The 23,515-nt window shown below is 52.8% G+C and carries 20 protein-coding genes; all 20 read right to left on the reverse strand.

The genetic code is table 11. The features are described 5' to 3' along the window. Nucleotides 1-10: 10 nt before the first annotated feature. A complete protein-coding gene (locus A7K91_RS15320; protein WP_068684200.1) occupies nt 11-793 on the reverse strand; it encodes a YlmH family RNA-binding protein in 783 nt (260 codons plus the stop codon). Nucleotides 794-804: 11 nt separating this feature from the next. Beyond that, nucleotides 805-1,083, reverse strand: coding sequence for a YggT family protein (locus tag A7K91_RS15325; protein WP_068684202.1), 279 nt, complete (start codon nt 1,081-1,083; stop codon nt 805-807). A gap of 7 nt (nt 1,084-1,090) precedes the next feature. Further along, nucleotides 1,091-1,561, reverse strand: a complete 471-nt coding sequence (locus A7K91_RS15330; RefSeq protein WP_068684204.1) for a cell division protein SepF — start codon at nt 1,559-1,561, stop codon at nt 1,091-1,093. A gap of 3 nt (nt 1,562-1,564) precedes the next feature. Next, entirely contained in the window at nt 1,565-2,278 is a 714-nt protein-coding gene (locus A7K91_RS15335) for a YggS family pyridoxal phosphate-dependent enzyme (protein WP_068684498.1), read from the reverse strand. A gap of 5 nt (nt 2,279-2,283) precedes the next feature. Continuing rightward, complete coding sequence (pgeF, locus tag A7K91_RS15340; RefSeq protein ID WP_082967479.1) at nt 2,284-3,183, reverse strand: peptidoglycan editing factor PgeF; 900 nt, start codon at nt 3,181-3,183, stop codon at nt 2,284-2,286. A gap of 144 nt (nt 3,184-3,327) precedes the next feature. Further along, nucleotides 3,328-3,603 carry a YlmC/YmxH family sporulation protein gene (locus tag A7K91_RS15345; RefSeq protein WP_068684206.1) on the reverse strand — a complete coding sequence of 92 codons (276 nt, stop codon included), beginning with the start codon at nt 3,601-3,603 and terminating at the stop codon, nt 3,328-3,330. Nucleotides 3,604-3,822: 219 nt separating this feature from the next. Continuing rightward, nucleotides 3,823-4,605, reverse strand: a complete 783-nt coding sequence (sigG, locus tag A7K91_RS15350) for an RNA polymerase sporulation sigma factor SigG (protein ID WP_068684502.1) — start codon at nt 4,603-4,605, stop codon at nt 3,823-3,825. Nucleotides 4,606-4,840: 235 nt separating this feature from the next. After that, a complete protein-coding gene (gene sigE, locus A7K91_RS15355; RefSeq protein ID WP_068684208.1) occupies nt 4,841-5,563 on the reverse strand; it encodes an RNA polymerase sporulation sigma factor SigE in 723 nt (240 codons plus the stop codon). 40 nt (nt 5,564-5,603) lie between these two features. Further along, nucleotides 5,604-6,521, reverse strand: a complete 918-nt coding sequence (gene spoIIGA, locus A7K91_RS15360; protein ID WP_068684210.1) for a sigma-E processing peptidase SpoIIGA — start codon at nt 6,519-6,521, stop codon at nt 5,604-5,606. 212 nt (nt 6,522-6,733) lie between these two features. Then, the gene (gene ftsZ / locus A7K91_RS15365) at nt 6,734-7,855 is read right to left on the reverse strand and encodes a cell division protein FtsZ (RefSeq protein ID WP_068684212.1); all 1,122 of its coding nucleotides are present in this window, start codon (nt 7,853-7,855) and stop codon (nt 6,734-6,736) included. Between the two features lie 17 nt (nt 7,856-7,872). Beyond that, nucleotides 7,873-9,114: a cell division protein FtsA gene (gene ftsA / locus A7K91_RS15370; RefSeq protein ID WP_068684214.1), complete on the reverse strand. Its 1,242-nt coding sequence runs from the start codon at nt 9,112-9,114 to the stop codon at nt 7,873-7,875. 274 nt (nt 9,115-9,388) lie between these two features. Continuing rightward, nucleotides 9,389-10,141: a cell division protein FtsQ/DivIB gene (locus tag A7K91_RS15375; protein ID WP_211274533.1), complete on the reverse strand. Its 753-nt coding sequence runs from the start codon at nt 10,139-10,141 to the stop codon at nt 9,389-9,391. 95 nt (nt 10,142-10,236) lie between these two features. Further along, nucleotides 10,237-11,505 (reverse strand): UDP-N-acetylglucosamine 1-carboxyvinyltransferase, encoded by a 1,269-nt coding sequence (gene murA / locus A7K91_RS15380; protein WP_068684218.1) that lies wholly within the window; start codon nt 11,503-11,505, stop codon nt 10,237-10,239. A 397-nt stretch (nt 11,506-11,902) separates the two neighbouring features. Then, a complete protein-coding gene (gene spoVE, locus A7K91_RS15385) occupies nt 11,903-13,000 on the reverse strand; it encodes a stage V sporulation protein E (protein ID WP_068684220.1) in 1,098 nt (365 codons plus the stop codon). 46 nt (nt 13,001-13,046) lie between these two features. Further along, on the reverse strand, nt 13,047-14,600 hold the full coding sequence (gene murD, locus A7K91_RS15390; RefSeq protein ID WP_068684222.1) for a UDP-N-acetylmuramoyl-L-alanine--D-glutamate ligase: 1,554 nt from the start codon (nt 14,598-14,600) through the stop codon (nt 13,047-13,049). 553 nt (nt 14,601-15,153) lie between these two features. Next, on the reverse strand, nt 15,154-16,110 hold the full coding sequence (mraY, locus tag A7K91_RS15395) for a phospho-N-acetylmuramoyl-pentapeptide-transferase (protein ID WP_068684224.1): 957 nt from the start codon (nt 16,108-16,110) through the stop codon (nt 15,154-15,156). Between the two features lie 4 nt (nt 16,111-16,114). Continuing rightward, nucleotides 16,115-17,539 (reverse strand): UDP-N-acetylmuramoyl-tripeptide--D-alanyl-D-alanine ligase, encoded by a 1,425-nt coding sequence (locus A7K91_RS15400; protein ID WP_068684226.1) that lies wholly within the window; start codon nt 17,537-17,539, stop codon nt 16,115-16,117. Then, a complete protein-coding gene (locus tag A7K91_RS15405) occupies nt 17,536-19,023 on the reverse strand; it encodes a UDP-N-acetylmuramoyl-L-alanyl-D-glutamate--2,6-diaminopimelate ligase (protein ID WP_068684228.1) in 1,488 nt (495 codons plus the stop codon). Before A7K91_RS15405 ends, A7K91_RS15400 begins: the two co-directional genes overlap by 4 nt. A 75-nt stretch (nt 19,024-19,098) precedes the next feature. Then, complete coding sequence (locus A7K91_RS15410; protein WP_068684230.1) at nt 19,099-21,039, reverse strand: stage V sporulation protein D; 1,941 nt, start codon at nt 21,037-21,039, stop codon at nt 19,099-19,101. Between the two features lie 110 nt (nt 21,040-21,149). After that, nucleotides 21,150-23,507 carry a penicillin-binding transpeptidase domain-containing protein gene (locus A7K91_RS15415; protein ID WP_082967480.1) on the reverse strand — a complete coding sequence of 786 codons (2,358 nt, stop codon included), beginning with the start codon at nt 23,505-23,507 and terminating at the stop codon, nt 21,150-21,152. Nucleotides 23,508-23,515: the final 8 nt, after the last annotated feature.

A 23,515-nucleotide genomic window follows, 5' to 3' on the forward strand; every position in this document is an offset into this window, starting at 1 on the left:
CTTCTACATGTCACACATATTTGCCGATCTTCACTCTGATCCTGCCTTTTTTTGTTACGCCGTCAACCTCTAGCACCTTGAAGCGGCCAAAGCCTTTGAAGGAAACAACATCGCCTTCATGCAGCTGCTGCGACGGATCTTCCTCCGTCTTCCAGTTTACCCGGCAACGTCCCGCACGGATAGGCTCCACGATTTTGGTTCGGCTGATCCGGTACACATCGCTGGCAATCCCGTCAAGGCGCATGGAAGCAACCGTTAGGCCCATCTCCTCCAAGGTCTGGGAAACGGGCAAAAGGTCGGTTAACGGCAGGACATCCGTCAATACGGAGGAGCGGTGAACCTGGCGAAGATGCACATCCAGATAATCCGCAATCTCCTCGCATACAACGACATGAGCAAACATCTCATGGACATGGATATCGCCAATCCGGTCGCGCTTGATGCCAAGTCCCAGCACAGCGCCCAGGAAGTCTCCATGGTCCAGCTCCAGTCCAGCCCCGCCCGGAGCTTCGACGCGAAGGATTGCAATACCGGCGGATTCCCCGTCCAGGCTATAGTAGTCGGGAGCGATCAATGCACGCTTCCGCTCCGCATCGGGGTAGCCGCCGTCCAGCCGCAGTCCGATATCCAGATTGCGCGCCGCCAGCGTGCTTAGGATATGAGCTTGTCTGGGATCCAAAAAATCGGTCCGCTTCAGCTCATGCAGCCGGGCGGACCTTTCCAGCCATTCCATAGCTCTGTCGACAAAGGGTTTTTCGTCGGGGTGAAAATGCTGATAGATAGCAGGCTTCATTGAGGGTCCCCTTAAACCATTTTAAACAGGAAAATAAGAACCGACTGAATGCCAATTGAAATAAAATGAAGCGCCAGCAAGGCAACGATTGGCGACAGGTCGATCACACCGCCGATCGGGGGAATAAACTTGCGGAAGATGCCGACGTACGGCTCCACGATCTTACCCAGCATTTGGCCAATAAAGCTTTCACGCGCATTGGGAAACCAGGATAGAAGCACGTATCCAAAAATCAGATACCGGTAAATCTCCAAAGCGGTTCCTACAAAATTCAAAATAAATAGTTCCAACCCAAGGTCACCTCATTTTGTTGTAATCAATCTCCTCTGCCAACATTTCCGTAATGGTGCCTTGTATTTCAACCGAATCAGGCGTACACAGAAAGATATTGGGGCCAAGCTTGGAAATGCTGCCGCTTAAAGCGTACACTGTCCCGCTCAGGAAATCAACAATTCTCAAAGCCAGGTCGCTGCGGACTCTTTGCAAATTAACGATAACGGCTCTGCGGTTCCTCAGATGATCCGCAATTTCCTGCGCCTCATCATAAGAACGCGGCTCGCTAAGAACCACTCGCGTATTTTTTTGCGAATGGATGCTTACTACATTTCCGCCGCCGCTTATAGCATTGTTTTTCGAAGAATTTCTACGCGCCTCGAACGGCGAGGTTTCAACTTCTTGTTCATCCGTTGTCTGGACTCGCTCTCGCTCAATGACTTCCTCTTCCTCCTGCAAGCCGAAAAAGTTCATAAACTTGTTCATCAGGCCCATAACTCATTCCTCCTCTTTTCCAACCAGAATGGTACCCAATCTGACCCAGGTCGCACCTTCCTCTATGGCTACTTCAAAATCATTAGACATCCCCATCGACAAATGAATCAGCTCATGACCAAAGGAAGATTTTTTCTGGGCTTCCCCGAGCAATTCCCGCAGAGCCCGGAATACCGGTCTTGTTTCTTCAGGCTCAGCCTCGTAAGGAGCCATTGTCATCAAACCGATAGGCTTGATAGAGGGAAACGCCCGCAGGCTGTCCAGAAAGGGCAGCAGCTCCTGTGGCTGGATTCCTTGCTTGGAGGCTTCGCCGGATACATTCACCTGAATAAAACACGGGACCTCAACCTGCAAAGCAGACGCGCTTTTGTGAATAGCTTCCGCAAGCGACAGCCTGTCCAGCGAATGAATGTATGTAAATTTGCCTATGACGTCCTTGGCTTTATTGGATTGCAGCGAGCCGATAAAATGCCACACAGGTTTATCCTCTGCTGCTTCCTCTCCGCCGTTCATTGCAACCCACTTATTTTTTGCGTCCTGCCACCGGTTTTCGCCAAGATGCCGCAGTCCGCCCTGAAAGGCTTCGCGCGCCCGCTCCAGCGAGACATATTTGGTCACCGCAATGACATGAACGTCCTCCCGCCGTCTGCCGGACCGCTGACAAGCTGCATCAATTCTGGCTTCAACGTCTTGAATATGCTCCTGAATCCGTTTCATCACTTTCACCTTTCCGCCATGCCTAAAAAACTGGCCATACGTCCCGTTTTGCCCCCCTCCATCCGGTGGGAGTAAAACAAATCACACCTGCAACCGGTGCACCACTTGCTTAATTCGATACGACTCGGCAAAATTCCTGCTTTTATCATAATCTGTCGGTTTATTTCTTTCAAGTTCAGCCTGGCTTTGCCGTCAGTTGAAAGCTCCATCGCTTCATGGGCGGCTGTAGGCTCAAGCTCCATCCCTTCAATCAGCTTTGCCATCTGCTCGATAACGGGTCCGTCAACCTCATAACAGCAAGCTCCAATGGCCGGCCCAACCGCCGCCAGCATATCGTTTGGAGATGAACCGTATTCTCTTGCCATCAAATCGATAGTGGTTTGCGCAATGGCACCCGCCGTTCCGCGCCAGCCGGCATGAGCCAGTCCAATCGCCTCATTGACGGGATCATAAAAATAAAGCGGAACGCAATCCGCATAAAGTGAGGTCAGCAGCACGCCTTTAACATCCGTAACAAGAGCGTCGCAGCCAAGCAGCGTATCCTGCAAGGAAAACCTGCCCTTGCCGCGCTCTGCGGACGTTACCTTGACCGCTCTGGACCCATGAACCTGCTCCCCGCATGTCCAGGCGTCGAAGCTCCAGCCAAGGCTTTCCGCAACCAGCTGTCTGTTTTTGATAACATCAGCGTCCTCGTCGCCCACATGCAGCCCCAGATTCAATGTATGCCACGGCTCGCGGCTGACTCCTCCATGCCTGCCGGTAAAGCCTGCGCTAAGTCCTTCATGCTTCTCCATCCAGCCATTCAGCAAAAAAAGGGTTGTATCATTATCCGATGTTTGCTCTGTGCTCCCTTTGTTACTGGCCTTTACCTCTTTATTCTCAGCCTTTAATTGAAACGGTTCCATAATTCCCCTCCGTCCAGCAATAATCCTGATGATGCGTATAGATAACTAAAGTGTACTCAATTCGGACGGCAACTTGCAAATGATCATGGAAAACGGATCCCGCCTTTGTGGACCGGCAGGCTACTCAAGGTGGCCATCGTTTTATCATCCATGAAAATCTTCATCCTCGCTTTTCAGAACCTTGGTCTCCTCCATCCGGACCAATACAACGTCCGCTCCAATCTTTACAATGTTGCGCCAAGGAATGACGATTTCGGTGCCGTTGCTGCCAAACAGGCCAAATACTTTTGTATATTGCGGCACAACTATGGAGTCAATGCGACCCTGCCGCAAATCCAGTTCAAGGTCGCTAATATGGCCCAGCTTTTTTCCGTCAACGATATTAATAACATCCTTGGATTGAAAATCGGATATTTTCATAACGGCTCACCTTCATTTCCGCCGGAGCTTTGTCTCCGCAAGTTTGTATTAGTATATGAGCCGTCCGCCCAAAATGTCCCCTTCCGTAAAAACAAGCCGTATAATCAACAAAAGGCTGCCGCGCATCATCGCGCAGCAGCCTTTTGTTGAAACCAATCATTTTCGGGGCGCTATCGTTATATGAACGAAGCATTAACAAGCTATGCTAATCAGGCTCATTCAGGTCTTGACATGCTTCTGCATCTGGCCAATCGCCGATTTTTCCAGCCTGGAGACCTGAGCTTGCGAGATGCCGATTTCATCAGCTACCTCCATCTGGGTTTTTCCTTCAAAAAAACGCATGGACAGAATCATTTTTTCTCTGTCGTTCAGCTTTTGCATCGCTTCCCGCAGGGCGATTTCCTCGATCCAGGAAACATCCTTGTTCCGTTCGTCGCTAATTTGGTCCATTACATAGATGGGGTCTCCGCCGTCATGATAGATGGGCTCAAACAAGGAAACCGGGTCCTGGATGGCATCCAGCGCAAAAACGACATCCTCCTTCGGCACATTCAGCGCTTCCGATATTTCAAAGATCGTTGGTTCTCTTGAATTACGGTTGGTCAAGCTGTCGCGCACCTGAAGCGCCTTGTATGCAATATCCCGCAGGCTTCGTGAAACCCGAATGGGGTTATTGTCTCTCAAGTAACGGCGGATTTCGCCGATAATCATCGGTACGGCATAGGTGGAAAATTTGACATTTTGGCCAAGGTCGAAATTATCGATCGCCTTCATGAGTCCGATGCAGCCAACCTGGAACAGGTCGTCCACAAACTCTCCCCTGTTGTTGAACCGCTGGATAACGCTTAGTACAAGCCGCAGATTTCCGTTGACTAATTTTTCTCTTGCCGTCCATTCCTTCCGTGTTTGCAGCGCTGTAAACAATTCGCGCATTTCGACATTCGTCAGAACAGGCAGCTTCGCAGTATCTACTCCACAGATCTCGACTTTGTTTCGGGTCAACATCATTACCTCCCAAGGAGAAACATTAATCTACATTATCTCCCGGGGTCCTCATTTTATTCCTTTTTCGAAACCATGCAGGCAACCCTTGCCGGCCTGTTTTGACGCCATAACACGCCGCTGCCATCCCTGTCAAATGCCGCTTTATAAAGCGCGTTGCAGCAGCAATAATTGAGCATTTTCGCTCCAAACCTGACTATGATTACTCCTGCAAAATTTCTGCGAAGCGGTAAGATTAAACCATTTTGTTGAACTCCTTGCGCAAACGCTTGATGATTCGCTTTTCCAGCCGCGAAATATAGGACTGCGATATGCCAAGCATATCTGCAACATCTTTTTGCGTTTTTTCCTCTCCGTCCGCAAGTCCAAAACGAAGCTCCATAATAATCCGCTCGCGCTCCGACAGCTTGTCGAGCGCCTTGTGCAGCAGCTTGCGATCCACCTGCTCCTCAATATTCCGGTAGATCGTGTCGTTTTCCGTTCCCAATACGTCGGAAAGCAGCAGCTCATTGCCGTCCCAGTCGATGTTCAATGGCTCGTCAAAAGAAACCTCCGTGCGCGTCTTGCTGTTGCGGCGCAAATACATCAAAATTTCATTTTCAATGCATCGGGACGCATAGGTGGCAAGCTTGATCTTTTTTTCGGGATCAAACGTGTTGACGGCCTTGATCAGTCCAATCGCGCCGATAGATACCAGGTCTTCGATATGAATGCCCGTATTTTCGAACTTGCGGGCGATGTAAACGACCAGCCGCAAATTGCGTTCGATCAGCATAGCCCGGATGGCAGCATCGCCGGAGGGAAGCTTCTCCAGCAAATATTCCTCTTCCTCGCGGGTCAGCGGCGGCGGAAGCGCCTCGCTGCCGCCAATATAATAGAGCTCCTCGCTTTTTAGCCCAAATAAAAACAACACACGATAATAATACAACTGCAATACGAGCTTATACTTGACGAGCATTAGGCCCATCCCTCCCCGATGAATTGTGCGGATTTTTCTGTTACTGCTGTACCATTGACGGATGGATAATCGCTTGATAAGCACCGTCTGCAGCAAGCTTGCCGCCGTCCAAACCAATAAGCACCTTGCTTGTTTCATAAACTTGTCCATTGCGATTGATCTCAACAGAATCCGGCTTGACCGCCAGCATAAACTGCGAGCCGCGATTGATACCCCGGAACGGAACCAGCCTTAGACGATCCTGCCAGGCAAAAGGCTCCGAATCCAAACCAGCAATCAGCCGGTCGACCTGACTGTCGCGTATTCCCTTCAGCCAAGCAGGCGGCAGCTCGTTCTCCCAATTGGACGCCTCCATCACCATGACCGGCGTACGCGTCAGCGGGTCATACAATTGGTTGCCGGTGTCGATCAGCCCCTTGCATGTACAGGTCGCAGAGCCGATAACAACGGTTACCTCGGCGATATGCTGCTGCACCAGCTCCTTCTCTCGTTTTCCTCTCAGAACCGAACGAAACAGATAGAGGCCAATGAGAAAAGCGGCTACCAAATAAAAAAGGCCCATCTTGAATTCCGCAGTTACGCTCCCGCTGACCAGTGAAATCGTTCTCCACATTTCCCCCGAGCCTTGCATGGTCAAATAATAGAGTCCGATAATCGCTCCCGCAGCAACAAAATTTACGCAATAAAAAGCTGCCGTTATTGCCGAAAAATGCTGCAATGAACGGAATCCAAACGCAATCCAGAGCATGAATAGCGAAAAAAGCACCTTGATCCCTAGCGAAAAAAGAAATGACAGTTGCGGAAACAAGGTAAGGGCTACGTAGCTTGCGCCAAAAGCGGAGGCAGCCAAAATTCGCCACTTGCTGGGTCGCATATTTCTAACCCACGCCGTCGTCAGCAGCACAGCGCCGTCTACGAGCAGCTCTCGCAAAAACAAGATGTCAATATAAATGGCCATGTGTAGTCCTTCCTACGTTTGGAGTTACATCGGGCAGCACTCGGCGCGGAGAACGATTGAGACTAGTATAGGTTAATCCTATTTCAAAGTCTGTCTATTCATGACGGCTGAAGGCCTCTTTTTTTGTCGAGGAGGCATATAAAAAACGCCTCTTCGTATAAATACGAAAAGGCGTTGTTCATTTTTATGTCTCTATTCGGTTCGCGTTGCGATTAACGATCGTTGCGAGGCTGCTTGCGCAGGAAGGCCGGAATTTCAAGCTGGTCGCTGGATACGCCAGCGCCAAAAGGCTTAACGCTTGCGTTGCTTGCTGACTGTCGGACATCCTGCTGCTCAACCGGCTGGCTAGCGCCTCTGCGCGTGGTAGCGGCAGGCATAGCCTTGGCTTCAAATCCGGTGGCTATGACCGTAACCTTGATTTCATCCTTCATTTCCTCTTGAATCATAGCGCCAAAAATCATGTTGACGTCCTGATCGGATGCCGAAATGACAATTTCCGCAGCTTCGTTAACTTCGTACAGGGACAGGTTGCTGCCGCCCGTAATATTCATGATAACGCCGCGCGCGCCGTCAATCGACGTTTCCAGAAGCGGGCTCATAATCGCTTTTCGAGCTGCCTCCGCTGCGCGATTTTCGCCGGAAGCAATACCAATGCCCATCAGAGCGGAGCCGCGCTCCGTCATAATGGTTTTTACGTCGGCAAAGTCAAGGTTGATGAGGGCCGGCTCGGCAATCAGATCGGAAATACCCTGAACGGCCTGACGAAGAACGTTGTCCGCCTCGCGGAACGCCTCCAGCATTGGCGTCTTTTTGTCGACGATCTCAAGTAGGCGGTCATTCGGAATTACGATCAGCGTATCTACCTTTTCCTTCAAGGCTTCAATACCTTGCTCCGCTTGACTGGAACGCTTGCGGCCTTCGAAGGTAAACGGCCGCGTCACGACGCCAACCGTCAACGCCCCGCATTCACGAGCGATTTCGGCGATAACGGGAGCCGCTCCCGTACCAGTGCCGCCGCCCATGCCTGCCGTTACAAATACCATATCGGAGCCCTTGAGCTGATTCATAATCAGCTCGCGTGATTCCTCAGCCGCTTTATGACCAACCTCCGGATTAGCTCCTGCTCCAAGGCCGCGGGTCAGCTTGTCCCCGATTTGAAGCTTATGCTCCGACTTTGCCAGGTTTAACGCCTGTGCGTCGGTATTTACAGTAATGAATTCTACGCCTTTTACTCCATTTTCAATCATTCGGTTGACGGCATTGCTGCCGCCTCCGCCAACGCCAATGACTTTTATTTGTGCAAGCTGTTCAAGCTCCAAGTCGAATTCCAACATCGTCATGTGTCCCCCAGTCAAATAAATTCATTAAACATATTTTTGATTCGCTCAAACATACCGGGTTTGGATGTGGCTGGAGAACTCGCCTTGCGGCTTGAAGCTTTCTTCATGGCGCCGGCACCTTTTGCTCCCATAAATTTCGATACGTATTGAATCATGCCAACCCCGCTGCTGTATGCGGAATCCTTTACCCCGATGTAATCGGGCAGCGCAACGCGGACAGTGGCTTCCAGCTCCGCCTGCGCAAGCGCAACCGTGCCCGGAAGGGCAGCCGCGCCGCCCGTCAGCACATAGCCGTTGACTTTATCGCCATATCCCAGCCTGCGCACTTCCTGGCGGATCAACTGGAAAATTTCCTGCATGCGCGGCTCGATAATGCTGGCCAGATCGCGCTGCGTAAATTCCTTCTCCAGATTGGTGCCCATGCGCATAACTTTGAATTTGACGTCATCCGCCGCATCGGCCGCGCTCGCGCAGCCGTATTTCAGCTTGAATTTTTCAGCATGCTCCGTTTGCGTGCGCAAGCCGTAAGCGATATCGTTCGTTACGAATTCCCCGCCGATAGGCAGACTGGATACAGCTGCCAGGCCACCCTGCTCGAATACCGCTATCGTACAGGAACCGGCTCCGATATCCGCCAGCACCGTTCCAATGCTTCGCTCGTCCTTCGTAAGAGACATCATGCCGGAAGCAAGCGACAGAAGGATAACGCCGGAAATGCGCAAGCCCGCTTTTTCCACGCAGCGCATCAAATTATGAATGGCTGTTTTTGCTCCTGTAACGATTGTTGCCTCCACCTCAAGGCGGACGCCGATCATGCCCCTGGGATCCGAAATGCCTTCCAGACCGTCCACTAGATATTGCTTGGGCACAAGATTGATAATTTCCCGCTCCGGCGGCAGCGCGACCACCTTGGCCGCTTGCAGAACCCGTTCAATGTCCTCTTCACCGATTTCCCTGTCCTCATTGGATACGGCAACGACGCCATGATTGGTTTGCAGGCCGATATGATTGCCTTGAATACCGACATAAACGTCCGATATTTGAATGCCGACCATCCGCTCCGCATGCTCTACCGCGCTGCGAATCGACTTGACGGTCTGGTCAATATCAACAATTGCTCCCTTGCGAATACCCTCCGAGTCGGCAGAACCCACTCCAATAATATTAATGGCTCCGTCGTTCATTTCTCCAATAATAGCTCGAACCTTGGATGTACCGATGTCCAAACTAACGATGATGTCATTGCTGCTCAACCCGCGGCACCTCCGTTTCTTAAAAATAATAAGTGCGTTTATATAGTCGCGGTCTCTAACAAGTCTATCTACATATTCAACGTGCTTAATTATTTCCCTCTTTTTTGTTTCAACATTTTTTTCAGAAATGTTTCAGAAAATGTCGAGAGAAAGCTTGTCCTGCGCCTCTATTACGAAGAATACGCTGTAAATCCGCATTTTCGGGCAGGTATACGACTGTATGAAATTGTAGTACATAAGATTTTAACATTCTTTGCGGAAGAAAAGTAGCCACTTAGGACCCAGATTCCACATTTTCTCCCTCACTGGAAAAAGGTACATACGTGTCGGCCAGCAGCATTGTAATCTTCCCAGGCTCTTGCGTTTCAATAACAGCGTTTAATGCTTCTATTTTTTCAGGCAGCACGGAAACAGCCGTGATGACCTCGAATTTGGTTCTCGTAAACATCCGGATCCGGTCAGGATAAGCCTTGGACGGAATCGGGGATATTTCGGACAAATCCGATAGCTGCTTCTCCGGAATAAGCGCCAGCTGCTTGGTCAGCTCCAGCTTGACGGGGTCTTCCTGCTCCCATCCGGTCAGGACGGGTTTGTTCATGAGACCCGCTCCATCCTTGGGCGCGGCAACGCTTGTGCCGCTTGACAGCAATGCGGACAAGGCTCCATCCGCCGTTAGCTCAAAAGCAACAACGGGATGTTCAGTAACTGTAATTTTTACAACTCCGGGAAATATTTTTGTAACCTTTGCCTCTTTAACCTGAGTAAGCTCCTTAACCGCCGCTTCGATCGCCCCCGAGGAGGTTTGGAAAAAAGCGTCGCCTTTGGCAATCGGAATCACACTCCCAATCTGGGCCGCGGTTGCGTATTGATTGCCCGTTATTTGGATTTCCGATATTTTGCTGATAGAGGAATTGAAAAAAAGCACAGCAAGCAAAGCCGCAAACAGCAGAATCAAAATCGCAAGCAGCTTTTTGTTGCCCTTCCGCTTGCGTTCCGGTTCTTTCAGTACAGGCATTTGGGTGTTCACAGCTTGTCCATCATCTCCTCAAAACAGCGGCTTCTCTCTGCCCTTAGTGAATACGCAAGAGGAAGCCGAATGTTTCTATCGTTCATTTCATAGAATTAATTATTAGGCACTGGCGAATATCTTGAAATGGTTGCTCCAAGCCGCTTCAGCATCTCCTCGATCCGGTCGTAGCCCCTGTCGATATGATGCACCTGCTCCACCACCGTGCGTCCCTGCGCCGCCAGACCGGCAATGACCAGCGCTGCTCCAGCCCGCAAATCCGTCGCCTCCACAGTAGCGCCGTAAAGCCGGGAAACGCCCCGAATAAAAGCTGCATTCATATCAACGCGGATATCGGCTCCCATCCGGGATAATTCATCAACATGCTTGAGCCGCCCTTCAAAAATCGTTTCCTTCATGACGCTGACGCCGTCCGCCAAAGCCAGCAGCACCATGACCTGCGATTGCAGATCTGTCGGAAAAGCAGGATAAGGCGAGGTAACAATTCTTTCAATAGCTTTTGGCCTTGCCGCCCCATCGACCCTTATTATATCATCGTCGATCGAGATTTGAACACCTGCGCGGCGCAGAACGTGAATAAGAGAGGACAAATGGGTCGGCTGCGTATCCAGCAGCGTCACGGCGCCGCGGGTCGCCGCAGCCGCAACCATGATGGTGCCCGCCACAATCCGATCCGGTATAATGCCGTATTTGCATGGCGTCAGCGAAGCAACACCCTCCACCGTAATGGTATCCGTGCCCGCTCCGATAATTTTTGCCCCCATTTCAATAAGGAAGGCTTGCAAATCGACGATTTCCGGCTCGCGCGCCGCATTATTGATCGTTGTCCGCCCTTCGGCCATTACGGCAGCCATCATAATGTTTTCCGTCGCCCCCACGCTTGGAAACGCTAGATGGATATCGCAGCCAATCAGCTTGTCAGCGCGGCAAATGATTTTGTTGCCGGTTTCCTCGATTACTGCCCCAAGGTCCTTAAGCCCCTGCAGGTGCAAATCGATTTTTCTTTCGCCGATGGCGCAGCCTCCGGGCAAATAAACCTGCGCCTCGCCAAACCGCGACAGAAGCGGGCCCATTAGAAAAATAGAGGAGCGCATCTGTTTCATTAAGTTTTCCGGCACATGAGAGGTATGAAGCGACGAAGTGTCAAGCGTCACTATCCCGTCGCCATGCTCCGCTCTGCAACCCAATTCGCGCAAAATGTTCAGCATCACGTCGATGTCCAGCAAATGGGGCACGCGTTCAAGAGTCGTCGTGCCTTCCGCCAGCAGGCTGGCGGCCAGAATCGGCAAAGCGGCATTTTTTGCTCCTTGGATCGCTATGGTTCCTGAGAGAGGTTTCCCGCCTTCAATCACCAATTTATCCAATGTATCACCTCCGAATTACCGCTCGCCCACCACCAATACGTCCGGCACCGGCGTGTTTGCGAAAAGACGGCTTCACGGTGCTTTTGGATATGGGCCATGAGGGCGAGTACCTCACCAACTCTCCTGTTTCCAGCAGAAAATCAGCATACATGTAACAAAAATGCGCGGCGCGTCACATCCCGGGTCGTTGGCTTTGACATTGCAGCCCGCCGGCCGGTCCGTCGTCCCCCCCGCGGACTCTGGAACCGGGACAGCTTTTGCCGGGCAAATGCCAACGACTTCTGATCAAGCAAGCGGCGCCTGCAGCTGCAGAAGCCGGGATGGCGGTCACGAATATAATGTATCCTATGCCCTGCCGGAGAGTTATGTGACAAACGCCTATGGCCTGCCGGCTCCCCTATCTGGAATATCGCGATATGTTTAACAGAATGCCAAGAGCGGTCAGCAGCAGCGTCAAGGAAGAACCTCCGTAGCTGACCAGCGGCAGCGTTATGCCTGTGACGGGCATCATGCCGATTACGACTCCGATATTGATCAGCACCTGAACGCCGATGATGCCGGTAATGCCCACGGCCAGCAAGCTGCCGAAGGTATCCGGGGCAAATATCGCTGCGCGTATGCCGCGCCAGATGACAATCAGAAACAGCAAAATTAACATCGTCCCGCCCAGAAAACCAAGCTCCTCCGCCAAAATAGAAAAGATGAAGTCGGTTTGCGGCTCCGGCAAATAGCTGAACTTCTGCCTGCTCATGCCAAGTCCAAGCCCTACAAGGCCGCCAGGGCCAATCGCAAACAGCGACTGGATGATCTGATAGCCTCCGCCGAGCGGATCGGACCAAGGGTCCAAAAAGGAGGTAATACGCTGCAGCCGGTAAGGAGCCGCCAGAATCAGACCAACTAATCCGGCCACGCCAACAAGAGCGAGACTCCCCAGATGAACGAGCCTTGCCCCTGCGGTAAAAATCAGAATGAGCGAAGCGCCAACCATGACCGCGCCCGTGCCAAGATCGGGCTGCAGCATAATGAGTCCAAATGCCAGGCCGACAAGACCAAGCGGCGGAAGAAGACCTCGCGTAAAGCTTGTAATATCTCCCTGCTTCTCAGATAACCATTTTGAAAGAAACAGAATCATCGCCAGCTTCATAAATTCAGAAGGCTGAATACCGAAGGAGCTGATGCCGAGCCAGCTTCTGGCTCCGCCACGCACGACTCCGACGCCGGGAATAAGGACAAGCACAAGAAGTCCAAAGCAAGCAAGCAGCGCAATCGGCGCCCATTTTCTCCAGACTGAATAATGATAATTCATTGTCATAAACAGCGCCCCGGCGCCAAGACCGGCAAACAGCAGCTGCCGCTTGACATAATAGTAGCGGTCGCCGAATTCATGGAATGCCAGCACGGCGCTGGCGCTGTAGACCATAACCAAGCCGATTGACAATATAAGTCCAATGGCTGCAAGCAGCCAAATATCCGGAGCCGAACGGGCTTTGGCCATAACGGACACACCTCTTATCCTGCTGAAGTAGGGACAAGCCCCCTACTTACAAGGTATGCGCCGATTGCTTAAAAATGATCCCTCTCTGCTCATAGGATTTAAACATATCCCAGCTTGCGCAGGCGGGAGAGAGCAAAACGATGTCGCCGGGCTCAGCCATAGAGGCGGCAAGCTTTACGGCTTCTCGCAGTGCGCTTTCGGCGTCACCCTCATCGTTTACCGTTTTTACAGCAGTTAAACCTGCCAGTCCCGCTATATTCTCCAGCTTTGCTCTTGTTTGTCCCAGCGCAACCAGACCTTTCAGCCCGCGAAACAGCGGCAGCAGCTCCATGTAGTCGGAGCCTCTGTCCAAGCCGCCCGCGATGAGCACAACCGGCTTTTTCAGCGATTGCACGGACATGGTTGTCGCTGTAGGATTAGTTGCTTTGGAATCATTGTAGTATTCAACGCCCTGCTTCTCGCAAACATACTCCAGACGATGCTCAACCGCCTTGAAGGTACGGAGCGGCTCCGCAAGCAGCTCCGGCGCAACGCCCGCCGCCAGACAAGCGGCAGCAGCAGCCATCGCATTGGCTGTATTGTGGATGCCGGGAACGCCCAGCTCGCTTACCGCCGCGACAACAACGGGCTCCGCTCCTGTGGCAGCCTCTGCTACAGCCTCTGCTACAGCCTCTGCTGCAGTGTCAGCGATTAAGCCCCCCTCGCCTAACCCCGCACCTGGCGATGCTGCCATAACTCCGGCAGACGCATGTGCCCGGTATACGATATGGCGCTCCGGCTCCTCCTGACCCGACTTGCCGGGAACAACGCCCTTTTCGTAGGGAGGTTCGATATACACGCCGGCGGGCAGCCTTTCGTACAGGGAGAATGGTAGCAATCTGGACTTTAAGCCCTCCGCCGCCTTTCGGCAGAAAGGGTCGTCCCAATTCAGGACAGCGAAATCATCATCATCCTGATTGGCAAACAGCTTAAGCTTGGAGGCGACGTAGTCCTCCATGTCTCCGTGATAGTCCAGATGAGTCTCCGCTACATTGAGAAGAAGAGCAACCTTAGGCTTAAATGACACGGTTCCCTTTAGCTGGAAGCTGCTTAGCTCCGCAACAATCCACTTCCATTCATTATTCTCCGAAACAGCAGCTACATCGCAAAGAGGCACGCCAATGTTGCCCGCAACGATATTGGAAACCCCTGCGCTCTGGAGCAAGTGGCCTATCATAGAGGTTGTTGTCGTTTTACCGTTAGAGCCGGTGATGCCGATAATGGGTATGGAGGACAGCTGGCTTGCAATCTCTACCTCTGTCACAATATCGACGCCCAGCTCCTGCGCCCGTTTTACTGGCGGAGCGGAATACGGTATGCCTGGATTTTTGACCAGCAGCGATGTGTCCGAATCAATAAGATCGTCGGGATGATGACCGCAAATAACGGTTATTCCGGCCTGCTCAAGCTCGTCGGCCTCGGGACACAGATGACGCTCCTTAAGATCGTTGACAACGACCTCGGCTCCCATACCCGCCAGCGCATTCGCTACGCTGAACCCGCTTCTGGCCATCCCCAGAACAACTACCTTGCGGCCCTTATAAATTGATGAGTGACTCATAACGACATCCCTTTCTGATGTGCTTATGCTGTATAAAAGACAGCTCCATTCCTGCGGACAAGAATGACCCTTAGGAGCTATTTTCGACGACAAATCAATGTGTAGCGGACATTGACGTCCGTAACCCCTCTAAATCCCGCCCATATGCGCCACATTGGAGCGCTAAAGGACACGGGTGACCGTTTCTCAAGAAAAATCCAGCACTCTCACTCTATAACGGTCATAAATGACCGACAGAAGCTAGAAATCGAGAACCGGAGCGTAGCGGAAGCTACGTGAGGATCGTAGATTTCGGCTGAATGCCATATTCGCCGCCGGCCATGACGCCAGTCATGACCCGTAATGGGAGGCGGACTTTTTGAACATCCTCTTCCAATGAAAGTTCAAAAAGTTCGGTTCCCAGTACCAAGAAGATGGCATGAAGCTAGAAAATGAGTAGCGGAGCTTAGTCTAAACTAAGTGAGCAACGGAATTTTCGGCTGAATGCCATATTCGCCGCCGGCCATGACGCCAGTCATGACCCGTAATGGGAAGCGGACTTTTTGAACATCCTCTATAGCGCTAGGAGGAGGCCTAGTGCTGCTAGCAGCAGTCCCACACTCCAGAAAACCGCAACGACCTTCCACTCCGACCAGCCCACCAGCTCGAAATGATGGTGAATCGGGCTCATTTTGAAAATACGTTTTCCCCTCAGCTTAAAGGAGCCTACCTGCAAAATGACGGACAGCATCTCCATAACGAATACGCCGCCGATTACAATAAGCAATAGCTCCATTTTGGTCAAAATAGCGACGGCGGCAATCCCGCCCCCGATGCCGAGCGAGCCCATATCGCCCATAAACACCTTTGCGGGATGCGCGTTATAGACTAAGAAACCAAGCACGCCTCCCACCATCGCAGCGGAGAATACGGCAGATTCATGAGACAGCAGCTGAAGCGCAATGACGGCAAACGCTCCAAAAGCGATTGCGCTGGTTCCCGCCAGCAAGCCGTCAAGGCCGTCCGTGAAGTTGACGGCATTACTAGCTCCGAACAGGATGATGACAACAAAGGGATAATAAAACCAGCCCATGTCAAACCCCCAGCTTGTGCCGGGAACGGAGATCATCGTGCTATGGTCCATATTGTAGAGCAAGGCGCAAACAACAAGCGCAAACAAAAGCTGTCCCGCCAGCTTTTGCTTGGCAGTCAGGCCCAATGAACGCTTGAACACGATTTTGATATAATCGTCGAGAAATCCGACTAGTCCAAATCCGAAGGAGGCTGTCAGCAGCACCCAAAATTCGGGGGTTTTGTCCGAGAAACGAAGAAAGGCCACCAGCATAGCGATCATTATAATAATGCCGCCCATCGTTGGGGTGCCGCTTTTTTTCAAATGGCTCTGAGGACCCTCCTCGCGAATTTGTTGGCCAAACTTCAGTCTGCGCAGCAAAGGAATAAACAGAGGGCCAAGCAAAACGGCCAGCAAAAATGAAGTCCCGGCAGAAAACAGGATAACCATCATATCCATGTCCTTATCCCTCCTCCGTCAAAGCTTGGACAATCTGCTCCATCGCCATACCCCGGGAGCCCTTGACCAGCACCAGATCCTGAGGCAGCAGCCGTTCACGCAGCCAAGCCGCAAGTTCGTCCTTGCTGTCAAAATGGCGGACCAGCCCCTCTGAAGCAGCCTCCGGCAGGCTTTGCAGCGCCGCCCGGTGCGTATGCTCCGACAACGGGCCATAGGTCAGCAGCGCCTCGGCCTTTCCTGAGGCTATATAAGCCCCGACCTCGCCATGCATGGCCGCTTCATCTGGCCCCAGCTCCAGCATATCGCCAAGCACCAGCCAGCGGCGGCTGTAGCCGGATAACCCCGCCACCAGGTCGATTGCCGCGCGGGTCGAGGTTGGACTGGCGTTGTAGGCATCGTTGAGCATGGCGGCGCCGTTAAACGCCTCAACCTTCTCCAGACGCATGCTTGTCAGCTTTAGCGAGGCAAACCCTGAGGCGATTGCCGAGGCGGGAACGCCAAAAATTCTAGCCGCAGCAATGGCAGCCAAAGCATTGCTTATATTGTGGCGGCCCGGAACAGGAACCCGCACCGTGCCAACGCTGCTGGGCACGCCCCCTTGCAGCACCATAAAGCTGCTTCCCGCTGCATCCAGCTCAATATCCGCGGCTGTCCACAAATTGCCGCTTCCAAGACCAAAGGTGCGAAGCTGTACGCCTTCCGGCGGGCCAAGCCTCTCCAGCTCCGCAGCAAGCAGCGGCTCGTCGCCGTTATAGAGCAACACGCCGCCTTCCGCAAGCCCGCCCTTTATTTCCAGCTTAGCTTTGGCGATGCCTGCTCTGGAGCCCAAATGCTCCATATGGGATTCGCCAATGTTCGTTACGATGGCAACATCCGGCTGGGCGATGTCAGTCAACAGCGCAATTTCGCCGAAGCCGCTCATGCCCATTTCCAATACGGCAACCTCCGTATCCTCGTCCATGGAGAGCAGCGTAAGCGGAAGGCCGATTTCATTGTTGAGATTGCCCTTCGTTTTAAGTACGCGGTATTGCGTGGAGAGCAGCGCCGCAGTCATATCTTTGGTTGTTGTTTTGCCGTTGCTGCCGGTGATGGCGACGATCCGGGCCATCAGCTCGCTCCGGTATCCGGCGGCCAGCTTCTGCAGCGCCGCCAGCGTGTCCTTCACCAGCAGGAACGGCATGCCGGCCGCAACCAAATCCTCCGGCATCTCTTTACCGCGCTGCCACAGCATGGCTTTTGCCCCGGCCGCCGCCGCAGCCTGGGCAAAATCATGTCCGTCAAAATTTTCTCCTACGATGGGAACAAACAGCTCTCCGCTTCCGACTGCGCGGGAATCTGTCATAATACCCGCCAGAAGCAGCTCCCTGCTTCCTCCTTTTTGCGCCGCCCCGCATAGGGACGCGATTTGTCCAGCCGTTCTTTTAATCAATGTAAAATTCCCCTTATGGCTTCCATCGCCGTTATTCGATCATCAAACGGGAACGTTTGTCCGCCTATCAGCTGATAGGTTTCATGACCTTTCCCCGCAATCAATACTACATCTCCTTGGCTTGCCATTTCAACCGCTTTTTCAATCGCTTTCCTCCGGTCCGTCACCAGCGCGTATTGCGAAGGCGAAAGACCCGCCTGGATAAGTCCTGCTTCAATCTCCGATATAATGGAATCGGGATTTTCGCTTCTTGGATTGTCGGAGGTAACGATGACGTAGTCGGAATACTCCGCCGCTATTTGGCCCATGACGGGCCGTTTGGTCCTGTCGCGGTCGCCGCCGCAGCCAAACACGGTGATGGTCCTTCGGGCCGCAAACTCCTTGACCGCAGCCAGCACGTTGCGCAGGCCGTCGGGCGTATGGGCGTAATCCACAATAACCGAAAAGGGCTGGCCCAGGTCAACCGTTTCGACGCGGCCCGGTACTCCCTGAATGCTTTCCAGCGAAGTCTTTATATCAGCCAGCGAAATGCCCTCCAGCAAGGAAGCGGCAATAGCGGCCAGCGCGTTGTAGACATTAAACCTGCCCGGCATCCTGAGCTTGATCGCCGCCGTTCCGCCAAATCCGCTTACCGTAAAGGAGCTGCCTTCCGCCGAAATCACGATATCGCTTGCTGTAATATCAGCGGCGTTATCCAGGCCGTACGTAATGACCTCCGCTGAGGTAAGCCTGCGAAAAACAGCGGAAGCTTCGTCATCCGCATTGAGAATAGCGTATGAGCGCTCATGCTGCGGGTCTCCATAGGCATTGCCCAGCCGGGAAAAAAGCAGCCCCTTGGCCGCGGCATAGTTTTCCATTGAACCATGATAATCCAGATGATCCTGCGTCAGGTTGGTGAAAATTGCGCTGCGGAACTTGCAGCCCTTCACCCTTCCCTGCTCCAGGGCGTGCGAGGAAACCTCCATGGCGCAATACTGGACGCCCTCATTCAGCATCTCCCGCAGCAGCCGCTGCAATTGATGGGTTTCCGGCGTTGTGCCGGACATAGGCAGCCTTTGTCCGCTATACCTCGCTTCGATCGTCCCGATTACGCCTGCGGTTCGCTTGCAATCATTTAATATTTTTTCCAGCAAATACGTGGTTGTCGTTTTTCCGTTGGTCCCTGTGACGCCAATCACCTTAATCTCGCCGCTTGGATGGCCATAGACATAATCCGCAATAATGGAAGCAGCCAGCCTGCTGTCCTTCACGATCAATTGAGGGGTATCCAGCTCAAGGCGCCGCTCTGCCACAATGGCTGACGCCCCCCTGCTGACAGCCTCCTGTGCAAAATTATGCCCATCCGCCCGCTCTCCCTTGACGCATAAAAACAGCATACCCGCCTGGACCGTCCTGGAATCCTTCTCCAGCCCGATAAACTCCGTATCCCCGTCTCCGATAATCTCCGCCGCAACCAGCCTTTTTGCAAGCTCGCTCAGTTTCATGCCAACCAGCCTCCCCGATTACTCTGACGGGATACTATATGCCGCCCAGAGCAATCGCGTTAATTGCCAGTATGGTCAATGTGAATGCGTTATATCATCCTCGTCGCCCAAATAAATGCGAATGGTTGTGCCGCGGTCGACGCGTTCTCCTGCGGCAGGCGCCTGGCGAATGACATATTTGCCAGTACCGGCTGTTGTCAGGCTGAAGTTCATGTTCAAATCCTCGTACAAATCGGATACTGACTTGCCGATCAGATTGGGAACGGCAACGATAGGCGTTTCCCCATACCGGTACAGCCGGTCTATCTGGCCAGCGCGTCGCGGAACCTCAAGAATTTGCAAGGCGTCCTCCATAATATTGCGGACGATCGGCGCGGCCACCAAGCCCCCGAATTGAATGCCTTGAGGATTATCTACAGCAACATAGATCACTATTTGGGGATCATCCGCCGGTGCAAACCCGACAAAAGATACAATATGCTCGTTTGGCGAATAACGTCCGTTGATGACCTTTTGGGCCGTGCCTGTTTTGCCGCCTACCCTATAGCCGTCGATAAACGCATTGCGGCCCGTCCCTTTTGCCACGACGCTTTCCAGCGCTTCTCGCACTTTTTTGGAGGTTTCCTCGGATATGACGGTGCGGACAGCCTCCGGCTGGATTTCCTTTACCGTTTCTCCCGTATCCCGGTTAATGAGTGCTTTAGTGACATGAGGTTTATATAACACGCCTCCATTAATAGCAGCCGACACGGCGGTTATTTGCTGTATAGGCGTGACGGAGACGCCTTGGCCAAAGGCTGTTGTTGCCAGCTCCACCGGCCCGACCTGGCTCAGCTTAAACAGGATGCCGTTTTCCTCGCCATTGATGTCAATGCCTGTTTTGGAGCCAAAGCCGAAGTTTTTAATGTAGCTGAACAACGTTTCCTTGCCCAAGCGATTGCCTAACGTGACAAAGCCGGGGTTGCAGGAGTTTTCGACAACCTCAAGGAAGGTCTGGCTGCCATGGCCGCCTTTTTTCCAGCAGCGCAGCCGCGCCCCGCCAATTTCAATCGCGCCGGGATCAAAAAACCGCTCGTTCTGCAAATCCACCTTGCCTTCCTCCAGCGCCGCTGCAAGCGTAATAATTTTGAAGGTGGAGCCTGGCTCGTAGGTCATCCAGATAGGAAGGTTCCGGTTATATACTTCGGAAGCCACCTCCCGGTATTTGTCCGGTTCATAGGAAGGGCGGCTTGCCATGCCCAAAATTTCTCCTGTTTTCGGGTTCATCGCAATCGCAATCGCGCTATTTGCCTGCAGCCCCGTCATAGCGCTATCAAGCTCGCGCTCCATGACTGTTTGAATATTTTTGTCAATGGTAAGCTGCAGCGTCAAGCCCTCCATCGGCTCCACATAGGTATCGGAGGAATTGGGCATTTGACGTCCGGCGGCATCCGACAGGAAGGATACGTTGCCCTGCTTGCCCCTTAACTCGTCGTCGTATTTGGCTTCAATTCCCGTCAAGCCTTGATTGTCAATGCCGGTAAAGCCCAGCAGATGGGCAGCAAGGCCTCCGTAAGGATAAAACCGTTTATTGTCCTCCGCCACCACAATGCCGGGCAAGCCCAAAGCGCGAATTTCCTCCGCCTTCTCCGGCGTCATTTTACGCCCGCCGGGCCCTAGCTGTACGATCAGCTTTTTGGTTTTGATTTTTTCCAAAATCTTCTCTTGCGACATATCCAGCAGAGGAGCAAGCTTGCCAGCCACAGACTCGTGCTCCTTGACCTGCACCGGTATGGCCCATACAGTTGGAGTGGTCACATTATATGCCAGCTGAATGCCATTCCTGTCCCATACCTCGCCGCGCTTAGCGGCATAGGGAATGTCTCTGCGCCAGGAATTTTCCGCCCGCTCCGCAAGCTCCGAGCCTTTCCACAGCTGCACATAACCAAGCCTTGCGCATAAAGCGATAAAGGCGATGCCCGCAAGGATCATCACCAGAAACAATCTTCGTCTTACCGTAACGCCGGATACCTTCATAAAAGCTTCCCCCTCCGCCCGCTAGTTCGCTAGGGAGCGTACGCTAACGCTCATTCCCAGCCTATTCGGGACAAGAGGGGGATAGAACAAGCCATGCACGGACTACAGGGTCAATTTTCTCCGCCCTGCACGCCCTCCGGCAAACCTGCCGGGTCTGAATCAGCCGGCGTGGAGGAATTACCATTTCCCGCTGACGCGCTCTCGCCAGACTGCTCGCCATCAGCCGGCGCGCCTTCGCTTTGGCTGTCGCCTTCGCCCTGTCTCTGACCGTCAGCTCCTTCCTCGCCGACCTCTGAAGGAGGCACGTAAGCATCGGAGCCTTCCGGCGGCGACAGCGATACGCGAACGAACCGTTCACCGTTTTTCTCCTCAACCTGCTGGGCGTACACATAGCCGGTCCCTTCCGGAATCAGCTTGACGCCTATGAGCGAGGTCAGCTCCAGCGCATCTCTAAGCGACACGCCGGTCAGGTCGGGAATTGCCAGGTTTTGCTTTTGCTCTGTAATTAGATAAACGGCTTGGGTCGGATGGACTATGGAGCCCGCTTTTGGAATCTGGCTAATGACCATGGAGCCATTTCCGACAAACTCCGGCTGAAATCCTTTGGACGTCAGCTCAGACTTGGCTTGGGCCACGCCCAGATCCACGAGATCCGGCACCGAAATCATAGCGTCCTTTCCGCCAGCCGGGGTATCATCTGAGATGTAGTTTGGAGCTACCCCCATCTTGCGCAGGCTTTTCAGCACAATTTCCTTAAAGGCCGGCGCCGCAACGGCGCCGCCGCCGCTTACAACGGGGTCATTTGGTTCGTCGACCGCAACGTAAAGCACGATTTTGGGATTGTCCACCGGCGCGTAGCCAATAAAGGAAACCAAAAATTTGGTGGTGGAGTAACCGCCATTGATCCACTTTTGGGCCGTACCGGTTTTACCCGCTACGCGGTAGCCTTCAATATAGGCGTTTTTACCGCTGCCCTTCTCCTGGTCGGATACAACCTGCTCCAGGTATTGGCTGACCTGTCTGGAGGTTTCCTCCGAGATAACCTGACGAACCAGCTTGGGCTCGTGAACCGTCTTGGTTTGTGTGACGGGGTCCGTAATGCTTTTGACCACATGAGGCTCCATCAGCCTGCCTCCGTTGGCTACCGCAGCAACTGCGGCAACCTGCTGTATCGCTGTAACGGAAACGCCTTGTCCATAAGAGGCGTCCGCGATTTCCCGGTTGTACCGGAAGTTAACTCTTCCGGCCAGCTCGTTTGTCAGCTCAATGCCTGTTTTGCTCCCGAATCCGAATCTTGTAAAATAATCCCTCAGCTTGTCCGCGCCCAGACGTTCAAAGCCCAGCTTAACAAAGGCTACGTTACTGGAATATTTTAAACCATCCAGAAACGTGATGGTGCCCCAGCCCTTCCGGTTATGGTCGCGGATCGGACGCGGCTCTCCCGGCACGGTAATGCTGCCGGACTGATAAGGCTCGTCGGGATCAAACACGCCTTCCTCCACCGCGGCGGCAAGCGTAGCGATTTTGAACGTAGACCCTGGCTCGTATAGCGAGCCTACCGCATGGTTGAAGTAATTGGCATATGGATATTTGCTGTATTCGTTAGGGTTGTAATCCGGCATGTTCGCCATAGCCAATATTTCCATCGTGTTGGGATCAGCCGCAATTGCGGTGGCGCTTTTGGGTGAATATTTGGCAACGATCTCACGTAGCGCCTCCTCCACGTAATGCTGAATGTCGCTATCAATCGTTAACTGGACATCGCTGCCGTTTTCCGGCCCCTTGTAGTCAAACTTGCCTTTGGCGAGCTGAACCCACTTGCCGTCTTTTTCATAATGCACATAGCCGTCCTGCCCCACCAGTTGATCGTCAAAATAAGCTTCAATCCCTGTTTTATTGACGCCATCCTGACTGACGTACCCGACAAGCTGGGAAGCCAGCTGGTTGCGGGGATAATAACGCTTCAGCGTCTCCTGGATGTAAATACCGGCATCCGCCGTTTTTTTGGCTTCGCGCAAACTTGCCTTCAGTTTATCGTTAGCCTCAGTCAGCTTGTCCGCCTTTTCTTTGTCAATGCCCCAGCCGCCTTTGCGAATCTCTCGCTGGACATAGTAATTGCCGGAATCGTTTTTGGCAGTCACATAGGATAAGGCTTCATCCTTGGTCAAGCCTAACGTCTCTTGAAGCGCAGCCGCCACCTCATTTGCGATCTCCTGTTCATTGATCAATTTGGGATTTACCGACACATTGTAGGCGATTGTATCCATCGCCAGCACGTTGCCTTCCCTGTCCGTAATGCTCCCCCTTTTTGCCGTTAACGTTTCTTCCGTAGCCCAACGCTGCTTTGCTATATCAAGCCAATAATCGTCTACAATCTGCCAATAATAGATTCTGCCAATCAAAACGAGAAAAAGGAGGGTAATGATCCCTCCAAATAATAGCGTGCGCATTCTTATCCTTTTAATCATAGCCGCTC

Origin of the sequence: Paenibacillus oryzae (assembly GCF_001675045.1) — a bacterium.
Classification (GTDB): domain Bacteria; phylum Bacillota; class Bacilli; order Paenibacillales; family Paenibacillaceae; genus Pristimantibacillus; species Pristimantibacillus oryzae.